Origin of the sequence: Kitasatospora sp. NPDC088779 (genome assembly GCF_040685395.1) — a bacterium.
Classification (GTDB): Bacteria; Actinomycetota; Actinomycetes; order Streptomycetales; family Streptomycetaceae; genus Kitasatospora.
The window spans coordinates 1-18830 of sequence record NZ_JBFBHW010000019.1 but is presented as its reverse complement, the minus strand read 5'-3'; the positions used below and the strand labels follow the sequence as shown (position 1 = coordinate 18830).

Sequence of the window (18830 nt, the reverse complement as noted above, 5' to 3'; positions counted from 1 at the left end):
AATATTCGCCCATGGCGGGCCGGAGCCTGCTAGAGTCGTTTTAGTTGCAGTAGTGGTTCCCATGAACTTTGTGTGCGCCTGCTGATGTTTCGCAGGCGCATTTTTGTTTCCCGGCTCTTCCCCGGGTGGGTGCTCATCGCGGCGACTCGGAGCCTGCATGGTGCGGGCTTCGGACAGCCCCTTGAAGGAGATTTTTTTATGGCTAATGGCACTGTGAAGTGGTTCAACGCGGAAAAGGGCTTCGGCTTCATCGAGCAGGAGGGTGGCGGCCCGGACGTCTTCGCCCACTACTCGAACATCAACGCCAACGGCTTCCGTGAGCTGCTCGAGGGCCAGAAGGTCGAGTTCGACGTCACGCAGGGTCAGAAGGGCCCGCAGGCCGAGAACATTCGTCCGCTGTAGTTTTTCTGCCACGGCACCCGCCTAGCAGCGAGGGGCCCGCACCGCGTACATGTTGCCCGGTGCGGGCCCCCTCGGCATTTGCGTCACGACGCATTCCGGCCATTCAGGCCCCCTGGCTCCGCCACCGGCAGCCATCCCCACGCGAGACGCACAGCGCCGCGTCCGGATCGGCGCCCTGCCGTGACAGCTCACGGTTCGAGGTCGTTCGCTCCCGCCTTCCGCGGTGAGCGCCGACCGTAGGTGACGTGCCGCACGGTTCTACCGTCCACGCCCCGCCCGTCACACTTCCGGCCCGTTCCCTTGCGGTCTCCGTCGGCGCCCCGCGCCACGGGGCCTTCCTCGTGACGCGCCGCCCTGAGGAAGGTTTCCACGTGAACCGCTCCAGTCGCTCCTCGTACCAGAACGCCAACTCCCGCTCCGCCTCCGGCTCCCGCTCCGGTTCCGGCTCCGGTTCCGGCTCCCGCTCCGGCGGCAGCTCCTTCTACGGCTCCCGTCCGGCCGGCGGCCGGCGCCCCTCCGATCGGGGCCGCCGCCAGGACTCCTCCCCGCAGGGCGAGTTCGCGATGCCGGTGAGCACCACCCCGGCGCTGCCGGCCGTCGAGTCCTTCGACGAACTGGACATGCCCGCGGCCCTGTTGAAGACGCTGACCCGCCAGGGCGTCACCTCGCCGTTCCCCATCCAGGCCGCGACGCTGCCGAACTCGCTGGCCGGCCGCGACGTCCTCGGCCGGGGCCGCACCGGCTCCGGCAAGACCATCGCCTTCGGTCTCGCCGTCCTGGCCCGCACCGCCGGGCAGCGGGCCGAACCCCGCCGCCCGCTGGCCCTGGTGCTGGTCCCGACCCGCGAGCTCGCGCAGCAGGTCACCGAAGCGCTCACCCCCTACGCGCACTCGGTGCGGCTGCGGATGGCGACCGTGGTGGGCGGGATGTCGATCGGCCGCCAGGCGCAGGTGCTGAACCGCGGGGCGGAGGTCGTGGTGGCCACCCCCGGCCGGCTCAAGGACCTGATCCAGCGCGGCGACTGCCAGCTGGACGGGGTCGGCGTCACCGTCCTCGACGAGGCCGACCAGATGGCCGACATGGGCTTCCTGCCCCAGGTCACCGAGCTCCTCGAACAGGTCGCCGAAGGCGGCCAGACCATGCTGTTCTCCGCCACCCTGGACCGCAACGTCGACCGCCTCGTGCGGCAGTTCCTGAACGACCCGGTCACCCACTCGGTGGACCCGTCCGCGGCGGCGGTCAGCACCATGGAGCACCACGTGCTGCACGTGCAGAACCACGACAAGAACACCACGATCGCCCACATCGCCTCCCGCGACGGCGGGGTGATCATGTTCACCGACACCCGGGACCGTGCCGACGCGCTGGTCGAGGACCTGCTCGCCAACGGGGTCAAGGCCGCGGCCCTGCACGGCGGCAAGTCCCAGCCCCAGCGCAACCGCACCCTGGAGCAGTTCCGCACCGGCCAGGTCACCGCGCTGATCGCCACCAACGTCGCCGCCCGGGGCATCCACGTCGACGGCCTCGACCTGGTCGTCAACCTGGACCCGCCGAGCGACCACAAGGACTACCTCCACCGGGGCGGCCGCACCGCCCGGGCCGGCGAGTCCGGCACCGTCGTCACCCTCGTCCTGCCCAGCCAGCGCCGCCAGATGGCCCGCATGATGACCACCGCCGGCATCACCCCCGTCACCACCAGGGTCCTCGCCGGCGACGAGGACCTGACCCTCATCACCGGCGCCCGCGTCCCCACCGGTGTACCCGTCGTCATCGCCGACCCCGTCGTCGAGCGTCCGCGCCGCAGCGCGGCCGCGAACCGCGGCCGCCGCGGACGCCCCGCCTCCACCGGCGGCGACACCCGCGCGGCCTCCGGCCGCGACAACCAGGGCTCCTCCGGCCGCCGCCGGGCGCCCAGGCGCGTCGCCCTCGCCGCGTAGCACCCCGACGCGGGCCCGACGCCCGGTGCGCACCGGGCCCGCGCGGCCCTCCCAGGCCCTCCCAGGCCCTCCGAGGCACGCCGGTTCCCGCGACCGCCGACCCCGGAAGCCGGAACCGGCCCTGCGGTCCGCTCCGACGCACGCCGCCAGCCCCCACTCGCCCCTCCGCCAGTGCCCCGATCACCGCCGACCCCGGCGGAAGCGACACGAAGGAGTCCGCCCATGACCATCGCCCTCGACCACCCCGCAAGCACCACCACGGTCGGCGACCTCATGAAAGGCCCGGAACTGCAGATCAGCGACGATGTCATGGTCGACACCGCGATGGACATCCTGCAGAGCTCCGGCACCGACCACCTGCTCGTCCGCGACGACGACGGCCGCTGCGCCGGGCTGCTGACCCGCCTGCACCTCGCGCCGTTCCAGGCCCGGTCCTGGTACACCGAGCGCACCCCGGTGCGCGACATCGTCCTCGACCGCGCCCCCTTCGCCACCACCGACATGCCCGCCACCGCGGCGGCCGCCGCCATGCGCTCCCGCGGCCTGGACGCGTGGCCGGTGGTGGACCACGACGGCCGCGTCATCGGCCTGCTCAGCCTCTAGACACGATCCCCTCGACGATCCTCATCAGGCGCTCCCCCGCCTGGTCGACACTTCCGTTCTGCGCGCAGACCTGCGCCCCTTCGAGCACGAAGGTGATCTCGGCCGCGGTCTGCGCCGGGTCGGGCAGCCGGGCCTCGGCGCACATGGCGACCAGCCTGCGCAGCTGGCGGGCCTTGTGCTCCTCGATCACCTGCCGTGCCGGGTCGGAGCGGTCGGGCAGTTCGGCGATGGACTTGATGCTCGCTGCGGATCGGCGTCCTCACCCAGGCGTGGGGAGGACGCCGGACCACCGCACCGGTGGCCGACGCCCTCTCCCGAACCGTGCGCCTGCTCGAATCCCTCGGACACCAGGTGGAGGAGGCCGAGGTCGACCTCGGGGGCGGCTGGGAGGAGTTCGTCCTGGCCAACGCCCGTCTGATGGCGGCGAATCTCACCGCCATGGTCGGCTGGATCGACCGCCTCCTCGACCGCTCGCCGTTCACCGCGGCGTTCAACGTGGCGGGCACGCCCGCCATGTCCGTACCGCTGACGGCCGACACCGAGACGGGACTGCCGATCGGCATGCAGATCGCCGCCGGGTACGGCCGCGAAGGCCGCCTCTTCCGCCTCGCCGGACAACTCGAACAAGCGAGCCCGTGGTCACGCCGCACGCCCTCCGTGTGGGCGGGGAACGCCCCGGGCCGCTGACGAACGCCTCTGGGGGAACCGGGTCGTACGACTGCGCGGAAATCGGCTCAGACGAGCACGACCCGGCGCCCCCGCGTGTGGCCGGCGTGGCTGTCGATGTGCGCCGCCGCGGCCTCGGCGAGCGTGTACGACTTCTCGACCGGGATGTGGAGCCTGCCCCGCGCGATGAGGTCGACGGCCTCGGCGAGCGCCTCCGGCATGCTCCCGGCCACGCCGGAGAACCGGACGCCGAACTGCGGCGCCGAGAGATCGGCGATGGAGATCACCTTCTGCGGATCCCCCGTCAGCTCGACGAGTTCGCGGATCACGCCCGAACCGGCCAGGTCGAGCGCCGCGTCGACCTGGCCGAGTTGCCGCACCCGCTCGACCCAGCCCTCGCCGTACGTCGTGGCGGCGGCACCCAGGCTGCGCAGGTAGTCCTGGTTCGCGGCCCCGGCCGTGCCGATCACCGTGATGCCGCGGTCGCGGGCGATCTGCAGCACCGCCGAGCCGACTCCGCCGGACGCGCCACTGGCCAGCAGCGTCTGCCCGGGCCGCACGCCGACCTGACGGATGATGCGCAGCGCGGTCTCCACCACGGAGGGATAGCCGGCCGCCTCTTCGAACGTCAGCCCTTCGGGCATCCGGGCCCAGGCCGACAGCACGGCGAACTCGGCGTAGGTGCTCAAGCCCTCGCCGAACACGTGGTCGCCGGCCTCGATCCCCTCGACGCCCTCGCCGACCTCGTCCACCACCCCCGAGGCGTCCTGCCCGACGCCGGAGGGCAACTCGATCGGATGGGCCTGGAGGAACTGGCCTTCGCGGATCCTCCAGTCGACGGGGTTGACGCCCGCCGCCCGTACGGCGATGCGGATCTGACCGGGGCCCGGGTGGGGCCGCTCGGCGTCGACGAGCTGCAGAACGTCCGGCCCGCCGAACTCGGCGAAGCTCACCTTCTTCATGTTCTTCATGCGGCCGACCGTAGCACTAACGGTTAGCGTTTAGTAACTGTTCCACCTTCGTATCTGCTAGCGTGAGGGCATGACCGTGCCGCCCGGACGCCGCGAACGCAAGAAGGCCGCGACCCGCCAGAAGATCGCCGACACCGCCCTGCGGCTCTTCCTGGAACGCGGGTACGACGCGGTGGGAATCCGGGACGTGGCCGCCGAAGCCGACGTGGCCGTCACCACGCTCTTCTCCCACTTCGCCTCGAAAGAGGCCCTGGTGTTCGAGCGGGACGACGACTTCGAGCAACGCCTCACCCGGGCGGCCACCACCCGGGCGCCGCACGAGCCGCTCGTCCCCGCGCTGCGCCACGAGATCCACGCCCTGGTGCGCCATTGCACGGCGGACGCCGCCGCCCCGATCTGGCGCATGATCGAGGAATCACCCGCCCTGCGGGAGTACGAGGAGTCGATGAGGCTGCGCCACGCGGACTCGCTGGCCACGGCCATCGCCACCGACCTCGGCCTGCCGCAGACCACGACGGCCTGCCGGGCGATCGCGAGGTTCGCGATCGACGCCTACACGCTGGCCCGCGAGGCGGCCGATCCGGAGGCCGCGGTGGACGAGATCTTCCGGATGATCGAGGCGGCCTGGGAGGTCACCGGCCCTGCTCGACGCGCGTGAAACGTCGCGGAGCAGCCCCACAACCGCGCTGAAGGCCCCTTCGACAACTCGAAGGGGCCTTCGGAGGGGCCTTCGGAGGGGCCTTCGGAGGGGCCTTCTTGTCTGCAACACATCTACGGCGGTTATTTGTGTTCAGGATCCGGGGCTGCAAGGGTGTCGAACCATGAGGATCACGATCACCGTGGAGAATCCGACCCCCGAGGCGCTGGAGAAGCTGCTCGCCTTCGCCACCATGCCGGACGCCGTCGTGACGGCGCTGCCCGATGACCGCTGGACACCGGAGCGGGCCCGCTCGTACTACGACCGCCTGCCGCCCCGGGCGCAGCAGATCCTGCTTCAGGTCGTCGAAGGCGAAGGCGAGTGTGCCGCAGAGGAGCTCAAGGCGAACGGCCGCAGCCTGCGGGGATCCACCGGCGCGTTCCGCCGCGTCCTCTCCGAGGGCAAGCGGACCGGCCTCTGGCCGGACGCCCTGCCCGTGCCGCTGGTGTCCCACGTCGTCGGCGGGCAGCTCAAGAAGCTCGAAATGCCCGGATTCGGCACCGACCAGTACCCGCACTCGGCCTTCGAGGAGGGATTGCGTGACGCCCCGGCCCGCGATCGCTGATCGCCCGGGAAGCCACTCATGTACACACCCCCACCAGTCAGTTGTCGCTGTTGACGTTGGCGAGGGCGGCACTGTAGCCCGTGGGACAGTACAGGATGTCAGAGCCGTCGCCGGTGTGCCAGCGGCCGTTGACCGTCTGCCGGATGCCCTTGACGCTGTCGCTTTCACAGATCAGGACGAGTTGCCAGTGGTTCTTCGGGGCGCTGGTCTGGCAGTTGACGGAGCCCCAGTTCTGGCCCTGGTTGGTGACGCAGTAGGAGATCGCCGAGGCTGACGGCGCGGCGATCAGCCCCGCTCCCATGAGCAGTGCCGCCCCGGTGCCGATGGCTGCGATTCGACGCATGACCTTCTCCTTGCCGTAGATCCGACAGCATGTGCGGCCAGCATTCCGAAGATGTGAATGCGTGTATACATGAACAGCACAACTGGCCGAAACCGGACCCTTCCGCTTCGGTTCGGTGGCGCGCCGACCTGCAGTGCAGGTGAGGGCCTGCGGTGCAGATGAGGGTGCGGGGAGGGCGTAGCAGTCTGGTGACATAGCAGGGTCTGTTTCGTCGACTGCTCGCACTAACTTCGTTCCTGTACGCAGCCACGTTGCTCCTGGCCCCCGCAGGAGGGGCCACAGGCAACTCGCTGTTCCTCACCCGTACTTCGCTCAGGAGCACCGCATGTCGACCTTAACGAACCGCCGCTCGTCCGCCGTCCGCACGCTGGCCGGTTCCGCCCTGGCGGCCGCCCTGCTGGTGTCCACCGCGACAGCTTGCTCCAGCCCGTCCCCCGCGAACCAGACCGCCGCGCCGGCCGCCACGCCCACCACGCCCAGCGCGCAGGGCACCACCCCACCGGCCGCTGCGCCCAGCGCTCCCACCACTCCCGACGCCACCGCGCCGGCCAGCACGCCGGCCGCGCCCCCCGCGCCCGGCACCGCCCCACCGGCTGCCACGCCCACCGCGCGCCACACCACCACGCCGCCGGCCGCCCCGCCCAAGGGGACGTCCCCGGTCCGCACCCAGAAGCTGGTGGACGGCAGCACGGCCGAGATCCGCGCGACCGGCAACCAGAACTACGTCGCCAAGATCGTCAACAACGGTACGGAATACGGCACGCTGGAGACGCACGACTCCGACGCCGGGGTCGACTTCAACGACATGTTCATCGTGCTCTCGATGGACGGCACGGCCCACTCCTGGATGGGCGGCGGACACCAGGGGCCGGGCACGTTCAAGCTCGCGGGCGGCTGGACGGCCAAGGTCACGAAGATCGGCGAACTCCACTACCGCGCGCAGATCCTCGGCAACGACGGCGCGGTGAACGGCACGCTGGAGGCGAACCAGCAGGACGCCGGAGCCGTCGCCAACGGCGTGTACATGGTGCTCAGCACCGGCGGTGAGATCAGCGCCAACATGTGAACATGACAAGGTCGTGCTATGAATGCCCAGGAACCCGCCGGCGGGCCGCCGGCGGAAACCTCCTGGACCGCCCGGCCAGCCGAACGAGTGAAGCCGGAGGCGGCCGCTCCCCGCGCGGCCCCGCCGCCCACGCCGGCGTCAGCAGCAGGCTCGCAGCCTGCCTGACGACCGCACTCGAACAGGCTCTGGCCGCCCGTGCGCTGGGCTCCGCCGCCCTGCCGACCGCCGTTCGCGACCGGCCGGAGGGCGTACCCGCCGCGGCGGCGCGGTGCTCGAAAACTCCCCGTTCGACCCGGGCGCGCCCGGAGATGACCTGCTTGAACCCCGCGTTCGAACAGCACCATCATCTGTCCCCTGCCGACCACAAGGCCACCCCAACTCAGCTTCCCTGAGGCCGGTTTGAACTGCCCCGGCGCGTCGGCAGGAGGAGCGTCCCGTCGCCCCCGCTCAACAGCCCCGTCGGCCCGAGTGAACGAGGAGTCCGCGCAGTGATCGATTTCGAGGTGCTGACCGCACTGGCCGCCCACGAGGGCATCGAGCGGATCGGCGTCGGCGTGGTGCTCCGCGACGCCTCCGGCCGGATCCTGCTGATCCGCCGGGCCGCGCACGACCCCCTTCCCGGCCCGTGGGAGTACCCGGGCGGCGGCCGGGAGGACGGCGAGGGGATCGAGGCGGGCGCGGCCCGGGAACTGGCCGAGCAGACCGGGCTCGCCGGGCTGCCGCTGGAGTACGCGCGGAGCCTGGACCTCACCGACCGGAACGGCCGGCGGGTACGGCAGTTCGTGTTCACCACCGTCGTGCCCGACGGCACCCCGGTCACGCTGTCGGCCGAGCACGACGACCAGCAATGGGCCCGTCCCGACCAGCTGCCGCAGACCGGCGACGGAGAGCGCGAGGTGATCAGGTGGCTCACCCGTCGCCTGGCGATCCCGGGCTGGCGACCGGTCGGCGGCTACCTCACCACCATCGCGCGGCCCACGGTCTACGGGTGCTTCCTGGTCACCGACCCGGACGGCCGCGTCCTCGGGATGCGCTCGACCATCAACCCGACCGTGTGGAACCTCCCCGGCGGCAACGTCGAACACGGCGAGACCCCGTTCGACACGGCACTGCGCGAGGCCCAGGAGGAACTCGGCCTCGACCTCGCCGCGGAGAACCCCGAGGTGATCGCCCGGCGGCGCCTGGTCGCGGTCGTCCACGAGCAGGTCGGCACGGAGTACCCGGTGCCGGTGTGCGGATACGTCTTCGACGGCGGCGTCCTGACCCGGGAGCAGCAGGCCCGCATCCGGCTCGACCCGGCCGAGCACACCGAGTGGCGCTTCGAGACCGCCCACGACTGGGACGCCCTGATGCCACCGGACCGCTACCAGCGACTCCTCCAGGTACTGCGCGCCCACCGCTGCGGCACCCCGCTGTACCTGGAACGCCCTTCCCCGGAGGACGAGTTCGAAGGAATCATGGTCCTCGTCACCGACCGGCACGGCCGCCTGCTGATGCACCACCGCGACGACAAGCCGGGCATCGCCTGGCCGGGCTACTGGACCCCCATCGGCGGCTGGCGCGAGGGCGACGAGACCCCGCAGGAGAACGCGGCACGCGAGGTCCGCGAGGAAGCCGGCATCGAGATCACGGGGCTCCGGATCCTGCCCGGCCCGCACCACGAACTGGTCTCCCCGCTCACCCGCGTCCTGCACGCCGCCTGGGACGGCCCGGAGACGGACCTCCGGCTCGGCGACGAGGGCCTGGCCGTCCGCATGGTCCCCCTGGCCGAGGTGCTCGACCTCAAGGTCCCGCCCTACCTCCAGCACTACCTGCCCCTGCTGGCCGAAAGCGCCGACCGGCCCGCGAGGAGGACCTCGTGAACCAGCCCTGGCGCAGCGAAACCAGCCGGTCGGGCCGCCCGGCCCCGTCGGAACCGACCGGCTGAGGATGGCCGGCCGCCACCGCCGCCCGCCCGAGCCGAAGCTGCCGGCCGACACCGATGCCCGGCTGCGGGCCATCGCCGACCAGCGGCCCGTCGTGGAGGAAGGCATCGTCACCTTCCCCGCCAGCCCCGTCCCATACGCCTACCGCACCGTGCACCGGCCCGACGGCGGCACCGACCGGCACCTCGTCCGCCTCGACCTGCCCCGGCGACCACCCGGGTGACCGGCTCGGCAGCCGATGCTCCTGACGATCCGTCACCACGGGTGGACCGCAGTCCAGTACCAGGCCCCACCCCCGCCCCGAACGTCTACCTCTGGCCGACCCGCTGCCGGCCGGTTCGCCGGGAGGCGGCCACGACGGAGAAGGCGTACTCCCGCATCCGGAGCTCGTAGGCACGTACGCCGTCCACGAGCGGCACGCCGGAGGCCGCGGCCCCGGCCAGGGTCCGCGTCAGCTCGGCGGCGTCGCGGATCGCGGTGTTCGCGCCCATCGCCAGCACCGGGCTCATGGCGTGGATCGCGTCCCCGAGCAGGGTGACGGGGCCCGGCTCCCACGGCGGTACGGGGCTCGCCGTGGAGATGCGCAGCGGGAACAGCGAGTCGGTCTCCCAGCGGTCCAGGAGGCGGTGCACATCGGGGTGCCAGTCGTCGCCCACCAGGCGTCCGGCCAGCTCGCGCAGGGCGGGGCCGTCGAGACCGCGCAGCGCTTCGAACGAGGGCATGGCGGGGTGGTCCGCCGGCGCTCCCACCAGGCAGGCGACGTAGTCGCCGACGGGGGTGAGGGGGACGGGCGGCGTGTGTGCCGGGCCCGCGACACCGGGAGGGCGGGCGAACCGCACGGGCCCGAAGCCGACGTGCGGACTTCCCAGCCCGCCGGTCACCACGGTGAAGATGCTGTCGAACACCCACGGCGGCAGTGCGGCCGCGGCCCCGGCGGCCGCTGCGCCCGTCTCCGACTCTCCGGCCTCTCCCGCCTCTCCAACCCCGGTTTCCGGCGCGTCCAGCGGGATCCTGCCGTAGATCAGCCGCAGTCCGGCGTCCTCGACCCGGGCGTGCGGCAGCAGCTGTCGGCGTACCGCCGATCCGACCCCGTCCGCGCCGACCAGGAGGTCGGCGCTCGCGCTGCGGCCGTCGGCGAACCGCACGGTGACCGTTCCGTCCTGCTCCCTCTCCCAGCTCAGCAGTTCCGCGCCGTAGCGCACGGTGTCCGCCAGGCCGGAGAGCAGGATCTGACGCAGCGTCGGCCGGTTGAACGCGTACGAGCGGTACGGGCGAGCGGTGCCGTCGGCGGGATCGGGGTCGGGCGCGGTGGGCCGGTCCGCGAGCGTGCCCAGGTGGCGGTCACGGACGGAGACCCGGGCGGGCGGCGAGGCCGCGGTCGCCAGGCCCAGCCGGAAGAGGTGCTCCGGCAGGCAGCGTTCCAGGCCCGCGAGCCCGGGTTCGTCGAGCTGGACGCGGTAGCCCTGCGGCCTCGCGTCCGGGTGGAGGTCCCGCTCGTACACGGCGACGTCGAAGCCGCGGGCGCGCAGCCCGTGGGCGAGGGTGAGGCCGCCGAGTCCGGCGCCGGCGATGATGACACGGTGCTGGTGCACAGTCTTCTGCCTTCGTTGTGGTCACGAAGGAAGCACTGGGGTTCCGCGAAGGGAACAAACACCGCGAGGGCGCCGCTCAGAAACACCATTCAGGAGCGATTTTTCGCGCATTCCGTTGAATCTGGAGCCACAGTAGCAGTGAGCCGTCGGCGGAACCGACCAGCCTCCTCGACGAGAACCGGCCCGGAGGCCGGGGCTCATCAGCTGAAGGGGCTTGGCCCAGGTCGTGCTCCGCCGGCCGGCCCGGCAAGGCGTGGTCGCCGACCGACGACGCGCGGGAAGGTGCCGTCCGGCACGGCCCGATTGGCATGACTGTTCAAGTGATACGCTCACAAGATGACGAACCAGGAGGGAACGCCCGAGGCGCCGGACGAGCATGCGGACCTGTGGCTCACGCCGACCGAGCTGGCCTCCTGGATGTCGGTGGTCCGCCTGATCACCCGGCTCCCCTGGGCGGTCGACGCCCAGCTCCAGCGCGACGCCGAGCTGAGCATGGTCGAGTACATGACCCTCGCCATGCTGTCCGAGGCGCCCGAGCGGACCTTGCGCATGAGTGTCCTGGCCGAGCACACCAGTACGTCGCTGTCGCGCCTGTCGCACATGGTGAAGCGGCTGGAGAGCCGCGGCTACGTCCGGCGGGAGCCGGATCCGGCCGACGGACGGTTCACCAACGCCATCCTCCTGCCTGCCGGCATGGGCAAACTGGAGGCGGCCGCCCCCGGACATGTCGCCCAGGTCCGCCGCCTCGTCGTGGACAACCTGTCCGGCGAGCGCCTGCGCAGGCTCGGGCAGGACGCGGAACGCATCCTCCAGCGCATCGACTCGCCTGCGCGCTGAGTCCAGGGCTTGATCACTCAAGTCACAGCTGCGGCCACAGGGCCTCTCGACCCACCACAACAGCGAAGCGCCGCGACCTTTCGGCAGATTGACTTGAAGGTTAAAGTAAATACACGAGGGCGTCGATCCCGGCGCCGCCGCGCCACCTCCGCGCGGCACGGATCAGGGAGCTGAGATGTCGCTGGAGAACGAGAAGATCATTCGCAACGCCTACCGGGTCGCCGAGGAGCAGGACGTCGCCGGCTGGATCGCGGCGTTCACCGAGGACGGAACCTTCACCGACATGTCGGTCCCGTTCACCTACCGCGGCGCGGACCAGCTGGGCAAGACGGTCGAGACCTACGCGCGGGCGTTCCCCGACATGCACCGGGAACTCGAACGGTTCTACGTCACCGGCGACGTGGTGATCGTGCAACTACGCTTGCAAGGCACCCACCTCGGCCCGCTGGAGCTGCCGTCCGGCACCGTCCCGCCTACCGGCAGGCGCATGGACGCCCCGTGCTGCGACGTGTTCGAGCTGGTCGGCGGAAAGATCAAGCGCTTCGACTGCTACGCGGAAGGTTCCGTCATCGCCACCCAGCTCGGCCTGGCCTGAGTTCCACCACCGCTTGAGCCTTCAAGTCGTCGGGTCTAGAATCCGACATGGAGGCTCAAGCGGGAACGTCGGCACCTGTACCTGCACCTGTACCTGCACCTGGCCGCGCCCGACGGAGCCCGCCGCACCACCGCCAGCCTGCCCAGCAGGACTGACACGGAAGGAGCGCCCACCGTGAGCACCCTCAAGATCGCCGTGATCCTCGGCAGCACGCGCCCCGGCCGCAACGGCAAAGCGGTCGCCGACTGGGTCATCGACCGCGCGGGAGCCCGCGCCGGCGTCGAGTACGAGCCCGTCGACCTCGCCGACTGGCCCCTGCCCTTCATGGACGAGCCGCTGCCGCCGTCCATGGGCCAGTACCAAGGCGAGCACACCAGGGCGTGGGCCGCCAAGGTCGCCGAGTTCGACGGCTACGTCTTCGTCACCCCGGAGTACAACCACTCGATCCCCGGCGTGCTGAAGAACGCCCTCGACTTCGCCTACGCGGAGTGGAACAACAAGGCCGCCGCTTTCGTCTCCTACGGCACCGCCGGCGGCGTCCGCGCCGTCGAGCACCTGCGCAGCATCGCGAGCGCGCTCCAACTCGCCCATGTCAACCAACAGCTTTCCTTCTCGCTGTTCTCCGACTTCGAACAGCTCTCCCTCTTCAAACCCGGCGAGCACCATGACGCCTCGGCCACCAGGCTGTTCGAACAGCTGGAGGCCTGGTCGGCCGCCATGAAGACGCTGCGCTCCTGAGCCGACCCGCGAGGACGACGACGCGGCGGCGCGGCGGCGCGGCGGCGCGGCGGTGACGCGTTGCCGGTTGCGGCCGGGGAGCAGGACCAGGTCATCCGCTCCCATGCGGGCTGCCGGCCCCTCGGTGAGGACCCGGCCGAGGCCCTGGTCACCGATGTGTCACTGACGGCGCTGCGGGTGTTCCGCACGGCGGCCGAGCAGGGGACCTTCACGGCGGCAGCGGAGTCGCCGGGGTACACCCAGTCGGCGGTGTCCCGGCAGATCGCCTCGATCGAACGGGTCGACGGCGCCGACCCGGAGCCGTGGGTGACCACCACGGCGACGGCCCATCTGCGGTGAAGAGCCCGGAGCCGTGGGTGACCACCACGGCGACGGCCCATCTGCGGTGAAGAGCCCGGAGCCGTGGGTGACCGCCGCGACGACGGCCCGTCCGCGGCGAAGAGCCCGCCGCCGGGACTGTCCGCCGGCAGGGCAGCCAGGTCGACGACCACCCCGACCAGCCGCCTCGGCCACCGTTCGCCCCCGGAACTCGTAGCTCGTCGCCGACCCTCCGCAGGCAGCGTCGCGCCGGGGCCAGGCCGCTGCGGGTGCGCCGACGGCCGCCTCGGCGCACCGTGGATCCATGGCCCTCATCGGGCCGCCGGGGCTGCGGACGCCTGGGCGATCTTGGGGTGCGAAGAGCCGGTGGAGCCGCCAGGGCCCGCCCCGCAGGGCGCTTCGGACGTGCTCGGCGCCCCGGGCCGAGCGCCGCCGCCCTGCCCGTCAACGTCGGCAGTCGGCCGGGCCCACGTCGTTTTCGTCACCGAGGGGACGGACCACCACCGACCAGTCACGCGAACACCTCGAAGGGGAAATCCGCCATGTCCTACCCAATGGCTCACTACTGGGGTGAATCGGGCGAGAATACGGCGACGCTCCGTTCCGGCGCCACCACGCCGGACGTGTTGATCGGCGCGGGGGGCACAAGAGTCCACTACCTGGTCGACACGCCCTCCGCGAACAAGACGTTCGGCCTGTACCGATTGGACATGGGGCCCCGGCCGACAGGCCCTGCTCCACATTTCCACCGGACCATGTCCGAGTCCTTCTTCGTCCTGTCCGGGATCATGCGCCTGTACGACGGTGAACGATGGATCGACGCCGAGGCGGGTGACTTCCTGCACGTGCCGGAGGGCGCTGTGCACGGCTTCCGCAACGAGTCCAACGAGCCGGCCTCGATGCTGATGCTCTTCGTGCCGGGCGTGCCACGCGAATCGTTCTTCGAGGAAATCTCGGAGATCGCGGCCGAAAAGCGCCCGATGAGCGAGGCGGAATGGGCGGAACTCTACCGCCGGCACGACCACTTCCTGGCCTGACCGGCTCGTCCGGCCGGGGTCGGCTGGAACGACGACTCGGGCGATCACGTACTGGCCGGGGTGGTCAGCCGCCTGGGGCTCGGAGTCCGCTACTGCGTGGCCGCGGTGACCACGCCGATGGGGGCCTGCACGGTGCCCGCGTCGGTCCGGCTGGGACAGGAAGGTCCTGGACCGAGCATGCGCGGTTCAAACGCCTCGCCACTCCGCACTCGACACGTCACCTTGTCCAACAGAACGCAGCCGGCGCCGGGGCCCGGGCGGTAGGGCCTGCGGCCTGCGGCTGTTTCCCACCCTCGGCGCGGGCGCGGCCGGTGTCAGCCGAAGTGCCGGACGGTCTCCGGATCGGCGGGTTCGTAGGGGTGCCACTGGTCCGCGGCGGGACGGCCGGTGGCGACGAAGGCGGCGATCGCGCGGGAGAAGGTGCCACCGAGCGAGCGGACGGCGGCGGTGGCCTCGCCGAGCATGGGGCTGTCGGGGTAGGCGTCGAAGGTGTCGAAGAAGAAGGGGAGTTCGACGCAGTGCGCGGCGCCCAGGCCTGCGGGGTCGGGCACCGGGACGTGGTCGAACCGGTAGACGTAGGTCGGGTTTCCGGCCGCAGCGTGGCGGTCGGCGATGGCGAGGGTGTCGTCACGGAAGACGAGCCCGGTCTCGAACTCGGTGAGGATGTCGGCCGGGGTCGCGTTCGGCCGCCGGGCCGCGATGCGGTCATACCGCTCGTCGCCGCCGTCGGCCTGGCCGGCCGCGATCGAGCGGGCCCGGTCGGCGGTGATCTCCCGGATGCGGGGGGCGAGGGCGAAGAAGGATGCCATCTCGTTCCTGGTGGTGCCGGTCAGCAGGCCTTTGCCGTCGAGGCGTCCGTCGACCAGCGCCTGCTGCCACGTCGCGGGGATCCCGGAGGCGCCGAGGACGGGGTACATGGGCGGGGCGACGTTGCCCGGGCGGGCGGCCTCCCGGGAGAGCCGCTGGTAGGCGGCCAGGAGCCGGTCGGCCGGGACGGCGCGCAGCGCGGCACCCCGGTCCCGGGTGCCGCCCGGGCCGAGGATGCCGAGGATGTCGAGGAAGCGCCGGGCGTGGTCGCTCGCCTCCTCGGGGTCCTGCGGGGCGAGCCCGAAGGGACCGCTCTGGGCGATGACCCGGTTGACGAGCGGGCCGGTGGTCGGGGAGACGGCGAGGTAGAGGGCGGAGAACGCCCCGGCGGACTGGCCGCCGACGGTGAGGCTGCCGGGGTCGCCGCCGAAGGCCGCGATGTTGCGCCGCACCCAGGCGAGGACGGCGGCCTGGTCCTGCACGCCGAGGTTCTCGATGCCGAGGTCCGGCAGGTAGAGGTAGCCGAGCGGGCCGAGGCGGTAGTTGGCGGTGACGACGACGGCCCGGCCGGCGGCGGCCAGGTGCCGGCCGTCGTACCAGTCCCAGCCGCCGGACCCGCTGGTGAACCCGCCGCCGTGGAACCACACCAGGACGGGCAGGGCACCCGGGGCGGACCCGTCCGCAGGCGGACGAGGGGTCCACACGTTCAGCGTGAGGCAACCGTCCTCGTCCCAGTCGGGGGTGCGTGGCCCCATGACGGCTTCGAGCCGGGAGGGGTTCTGCGGGACGGACGGGCCCGGGCGGTCGGCGTCCCGGACGCCCGACCAGGCGGGGTGCGGCACGGGGGCGGCGAAGCGCCGCTCGCCCACGGGCGAAGCAGCGTAGGGGATGCCGCGGAACGCGGCGACGCCGTCCTCGACGGTGCCTCGGACGCTGCCCGACTCGATGGTCACGACGGGGCTCTCGATCAGGGTCATCGGTGTCGCCTTCCTTGCAGACGTGGGACGGCTCCGGTCTATCGCAATCGCCATGAGACGGGAAGATGTGACGGTTCGGCTCTCCGCCGCACGTAGGCGCCGTCCGCGAGACCGGGGTGCTCCCCGGCCGCTCCCAGCCGCGCACCCCGGGCGTCCAGCGGCGTCCTGTCCGTCCAGTCGAGATCGACCACGAGTACCGTCCTGTGTCCGCCCGCACCCCGACCGACGATCGGTCGGCCGCTGCTCGTCCTCACCGGTGACCACCACCGGGCACCAGCACCCGCGCACCGCAGCAGCCGAAGGGCTGGTCCGCGGACGGCAGGCCGTCGGCGAGCTGTCGGCGCTGGGGCTGGGGCTGGGGCTGGGGCTGGGGCCAGGTTGTCGGAAAACTTTTTCTCCCGGGACCGATGAGTTCGGGCGGTGGCGGCGGTCATACCTGGGAAAGCAACGACAGCCGACCGGGGAGACCTGAGATGTCCAGCACCGCCACCGCCACTGCTACCGCCGCTACCAACCCCACCGCCGCTACCGCCGTCGCCACGAAGTCCGGCAAGGCCGTGGTCCGGGTGGTCTGGACGCTGCGGATCCTGCTGGCGCTCTTCTTCGCCGTGGCCAGCGCGCTGCCCAAGCTGCTCGCAGTCCCCGCCGCCACGACCGTCTTCGACGCCATGGGTGTGGGCCACTGGTTCATGTACCTGACCGGGCTGGTGGAACTGGCCGGAGCGGTCGGGCTGCTGGTCCGCCGGCTGGCCGGGCCGGCAGCCACGGCGCTGATCGTCTTCCTGGTGTTCGCGTTCGTCACCCAGCTCACCGCGATGCACGGCGAGAACGCCGGGACCCCGTTCATCTTCATGGTGCCGCTGGCCGTCATCGCCTGGAACCGGCGCGCCGAGACCGCCGAACTGCTCGGCCGCCGACGCTGACCAGTGCAGCGGCCGGTTCGGATGGGCGTCGCCGTGACGCCCGTCCGAACCGCGACGCCCATCCGAACGGCTGCGCTGCGTGCGCGGTGGTGCGGCCGAGTCCGTCGGCGGTCAGCCTTCGTGGACCGGCTGCCCGGCGCTGGGCAGGGCTTCGCCCGTCTCCAGCAGTGTCTTGAGGCTGGAGAGGATGGCAGGCCAGCCCTGGCTGCACATCGAGCGCAGGGTCCCTCCGGGGCCGAAGTCGTCGTGGGTGACGGTCAGCTTCACCTGGTTGCCGTGCGGCACCAGCTCGAAAGTGACCTTCGACCGGCGTTCCGCGGCCAGTTCGGCGCGCAGTTCCTCGCCGGCACCGGCCGTCTGGGCCCACTGCGGAGTGAAGGTGTGCCAGGTGTAGGAGAGCCGCCGGTACGGCTCGTGGACGAGTACGACCTGCTCCGGGTCGACGGTCCGTGCGCCGCGCTCGGCCCAGACGACAGGTGAGCCCTCGACCCAGTCGGTCTCAAAGCGCACGCCCCAGTAGCGCTCGGTGAAGGCGGGGTCGGTGAGCGCCTGCCAGAGCCGCTCAGGTGTGGTGTTGATGTACGTCGTGTAGACGAAGGCGTTGTTGTCCATGGGTGGCTGCTCCAGTGCTCTCTTCAGATCGGCGAGCGCGGCGGTCCGGGCATTCCGGCCAGCTCCAGCGTCGACGCTCCAAGTCCTTCGGGGGTTGACCCTGCGGCCGGTGAGATGCGTGCCGGATGCGGACGATCTGCTGGTGAGGCTCGACCGGCACACCGCCGATCATCAGGAGAACCTGCCAGGACTGCGCCAGTATTCAGTCGCGACACCCCTGGGATGCCAGGAAATCGCGAAGGTAGGTGTGCTTTTCGCGGACCTGGGGGTTCGGGTGATGCTCCGCGGCCTGCAGAAAGGGCTCCGCGTCGTCGGCGTCGACCTGGCCGCGGAACAGAAGCTGGTCGAGGACGCCGATACCCCAGATCTGGATGGCCGGATCAGCGTCAACGAGGAACTCACCGACCAACGGGAGGTCATCAGCCGTGGCGACGACGCGCAGCAACTCGACCGCGAGGTGCCGACGTTCCGGATCCGGGTCGGTGCGATAGATCTCCAGGCAGCGAGATCGAGCAGCGTCGGGCTGCAGCAGCCACAAGACCGAACGCGCGTGCTCGGAGGCCGGGAGACCTTCGACGTACCAATCCACCGCCCCACGAATCGCCTCATCACCCAGCAGAAAGGCGATGGCCCGCCGAGCGATGCGGTCACCGCTGGATTCCGGACCAGCGCCGATACTGTGGGCCAGTGCCTGCCAGTCGATCGGTTCGCTTCGGCTCGCCACACTCGTAGCGGGGGCGGCGAGGTGGAGCTGGCAGGCGCAGTCGAGGGCGTCCTCGGGGGTGCCGGCGAAGCCGCCGGTGGGTAGCAGGGAGTCTTCGTAGCGGTCGCTGCCGGCGTAGTAGAGGGCGAAGCCCCATCGGCTGGCGGTACCGCTGTAGCGCAGGCGCATCAGCTTGACCCGTTCGCCGTCGGGCAGTTCGCCTTCCACGTAGGCGAACTGCCCGCGATGGCGGATGTGCAGGTCCGTCAGTTGCGGCCAGGCCGTGCGGGCGTGTTCGGTCAGCCGCTGGGCGAGCGACAGCTGGGTGTACTCCGGCGTCGTGGGCATGGCGGCCATCCTGCCGGACCGCCCCGGCAGCGGATGCGGCAGGCTGGGGGGACCCAATGCCCCGGAAATGCAGAGAACCCCCATCCGGTTTCCCGGATGGGGGTTCTCTGTGAATGATTGTTCGGCGGCGTCCTACTCTCCCACAGGGTCCCCCCTGCAGTACCATCG

The 18830-nt window shown here is 71.4% G+C and carries 19 protein-coding genes and 3 pseudogenes; 15 read left to right on the top strand and 7 right to left on the bottom strand.

Annotation, left to right across the window (positions count from 1 at the left end):
• Window positions 1–198 precede the first annotated feature (198 nt).
• From AB0P03_RS19740 to AB0P03_RS19730, 3 genes are all read left to right on the top strand, one after another.
• Window positions 199–402, top strand: a complete 204-nt coding sequence (locus tag AB0P03_RS19740) for a cold-shock protein (protein ID WP_030918248.1) — start codon at window positions 199–201, stop codon at window positions 400–402.
• A 371-nt stretch (window positions 403–773) separates the two neighbouring features.
• Entirely contained in the window at window positions 774–2339 is a 1566-nt protein-coding gene (locus tag AB0P03_RS19735) for a DEAD/DEAH box helicase (RefSeq protein ID WP_363629928.1), read from the top strand.
• 222 nt (window positions 2340–2561) lie between these two features.
• Complete coding sequence (locus AB0P03_RS19730) at window positions 2562–2942, top strand: CBS domain-containing protein (RefSeq protein WP_363583313.1); 381 nt, start codon at window positions 2562–2564, stop codon at window positions 2940–2942.
• On the opposite strand, the pseudogene AB0P03_RS19725 reads toward AB0P03_RS19730, so the two are convergent.
• Window positions 2932–3180: pseudogene (locus AB0P03_RS19725) on the bottom strand (TetR family transcriptional regulator); the annotation flags it as partial. The gene AB0P03_RS19730 and the pseudogene AB0P03_RS19725 sit on opposite strands and share 11 nt — an antisense overlap.
• Before the next feature lie 5 nt (window positions 3181–3185).
• Between AB0P03_RS19725 and AB0P03_RS19720 the strand changes: the two are divergent.
• Window positions 3186–3629 (top strand): annotated as a pseudogene (locus AB0P03_RS19720) (amidase family protein); the annotation flags it as partial.
• A 47-nt stretch (window positions 3630–3676) separates the two neighbouring features.
• Here AB0P03_RS19720 and AB0P03_RS19715 read toward each other — a convergent pair.
• Window positions 3677–4570 carry an NADP-dependent oxidoreductase gene (locus AB0P03_RS19715; RefSeq protein WP_363583522.1) on the bottom strand — a complete coding sequence of 298 codons (894 nt, stop codon included), beginning with the start codon at window positions 4568–4570 and terminating at the stop codon, window positions 3677–3679.
• 79 nt (window positions 4571–4649) lie between these two features.
• On the opposite strand from AB0P03_RS19715, the gene AB0P03_RS19710 reads away from it, so the two are divergent.
• Window positions 4650–5237, top strand: a complete 588-nt coding sequence (locus tag AB0P03_RS19710) for a helix-turn-helix domain-containing protein (protein WP_363629926.1) — start codon at window positions 4650–4652, stop codon at window positions 5235–5237.
• A gap of 163 nt (window positions 5238–5400) precedes the next feature.
• Window positions 5401–5841 carry a hypothetical protein gene (locus tag AB0P03_RS19705; protein ID WP_363629924.1) on the top strand — a complete coding sequence of 147 codons (441 nt, stop codon included), beginning with the start codon at window positions 5401–5403 and terminating at the stop codon, window positions 5839–5841.
• Window positions 5842–5878: 37 nt separating this feature from the next.
• Here the strand turns inward: AB0P03_RS19705 and AB0P03_RS19700 are convergent, their stop codons facing one another.
• Window positions 5879–6184: a hypothetical protein gene (locus AB0P03_RS19700; RefSeq protein ID WP_363583303.1), complete on the bottom strand. Its 306-nt coding sequence runs from the start codon at window positions 6182–6184 to the stop codon at window positions 5879–5881.
• Window positions 6185–6509: 325 nt separating this feature from the next.
• Here AB0P03_RS19700 and AB0P03_RS19695 point away from each other — a divergent pair, with 325 nt between their 5' ends.
• The 3 genes from AB0P03_RS19695 to AB0P03_RS19685 all read left to right on the top strand — a co-directional run bounded on the left by AB0P03_RS19695 (window position 6510) and on the right by AB0P03_RS19685 (window position 9398).
• Window positions 6510–7250, top strand: coding sequence for a hypothetical protein (locus AB0P03_RS19695; RefSeq protein ID WP_363629922.1), 741 nt, complete (start codon window positions 6510–6512; stop codon window positions 7248–7250).
• 488 nt (window positions 7251–7738) lie between these two features.
• Entirely contained in the window at window positions 7739–9112 is a 1374-nt protein-coding gene (locus tag AB0P03_RS19690; RefSeq protein WP_363629920.1) for an NUDIX domain-containing protein, read from the top strand.
• Between the two features lie 67 nt (window positions 9113–9179).
• Complete coding sequence (locus AB0P03_RS19685; RefSeq protein ID WP_363629918.1) at window positions 9180–9398, top strand: hypothetical protein; 219 nt, start codon at window positions 9180–9182, stop codon at window positions 9396–9398.
• Between the two features lie 85 nt (window positions 9399–9483).
• Here AB0P03_RS19685 and AB0P03_RS19680 read toward each other — a convergent pair whose 3' ends face one another.
• A complete protein-coding gene (locus AB0P03_RS19680; protein ID WP_363629916.1) occupies window positions 9484–10767 on the bottom strand; it encodes an NAD(P)/FAD-dependent oxidoreductase in 1284 nt (427 codons plus the stop codon).
• A gap of 336 nt (window positions 10768–11103) precedes the next feature.
• Here AB0P03_RS19680 and AB0P03_RS19675 point away from each other — a divergent pair, with 336 nt between their 5' ends.
• The 5 genes and pseudogenes from AB0P03_RS19675 to AB0P03_RS19655 all read left to right on the top strand — a co-directional run bounded on the left by AB0P03_RS19675 (window position 11104) and on the right by AB0P03_RS19655 (window position 14292).
• Entirely contained in the window at window positions 11104–11604 is a 501-nt protein-coding gene (locus AB0P03_RS19675; RefSeq protein ID WP_363583293.1) for a MarR family transcriptional regulator, read from the top strand.
• Between the two features lie 175 nt (window positions 11605–11779).
• A complete protein-coding gene (locus AB0P03_RS19670; RefSeq protein ID WP_363583291.1) occupies window positions 11780–12199 on the top strand; it encodes a nuclear transport factor 2 family protein in 420 nt (139 codons plus the stop codon).
• 174 nt (window positions 12200–12373) lie between these two features.
• Complete coding sequence (locus tag AB0P03_RS19665; protein ID WP_363629914.1) at window positions 12374–12937, top strand: NADPH-dependent FMN reductase; 564 nt, start codon at window positions 12374–12376, stop codon at window positions 12935–12937.
• Window positions 12938–13081: 144 nt separating this feature from the next.
• A pseudogene (locus AB0P03_RS19660) lies at window positions 13082–13231 on the top strand (LysR family transcriptional regulator); the annotation flags it as partial.
• A gap of 566 nt (window positions 13232–13797) precedes the next feature.
• The gene (locus AB0P03_RS19655) at window positions 13798–14292 is read left to right on the top strand and encodes a cupin domain-containing protein (RefSeq protein WP_363629912.1); all 495 of its coding nucleotides are present in this window, start codon (window positions 13798–13800) and stop codon (window positions 14290–14292) included.
• A gap of 314 nt (window positions 14293–14606) precedes the next feature.
• Here the strand turns inward: AB0P03_RS19655 and AB0P03_RS19650 are convergent, their stop codons facing one another.
• On the bottom strand, window positions 14607–16076 hold the full coding sequence (locus AB0P03_RS19650) for a carboxylesterase family protein (protein ID WP_363629910.1): 1470 nt from the start codon (window positions 16074–16076) through the stop codon (window positions 14607–14609).
• A gap of 473 nt (window positions 16077–16549) precedes the next feature.
• Between AB0P03_RS19650 and AB0P03_RS19645 the strand changes: the two genes are divergently transcribed.
• Window positions 16550–16999 (top strand): DoxX family protein, encoded by a 450-nt coding sequence (locus AB0P03_RS19645; RefSeq protein WP_363629908.1) that lies wholly within the window; start codon window positions 16550–16552, stop codon window positions 16997–16999.
• A 111-nt stretch (window positions 17000–17110) separates the two neighbouring features.
• Here AB0P03_RS19645 and AB0P03_RS19640 read toward each other — a convergent pair whose 3' ends face one another.
• Together AB0P03_RS19640 and AB0P03_RS19635 are read right to left on the bottom strand one after the other, a co-directional pair.
• On the bottom strand, window positions 17111–17611 hold the full coding sequence (locus AB0P03_RS19640; protein ID WP_363589736.1) for an SRPBCC family protein: 501 nt from the start codon (window positions 17609–17611) through the stop codon (window positions 17111–17113).
• 202 nt (window positions 17612–17813) lie between these two features.
• Window positions 17814–18662 carry a HEAT repeat domain-containing protein gene (locus tag AB0P03_RS19635; RefSeq protein WP_363629906.1) on the bottom strand — a complete coding sequence of 283 codons (849 nt, stop codon included), beginning with the start codon at window positions 18660–18662 and terminating at the stop codon, window positions 17814–17816.
• Between the last annotated feature and the right edge of the window lie 168 nt (window positions 18663–18830).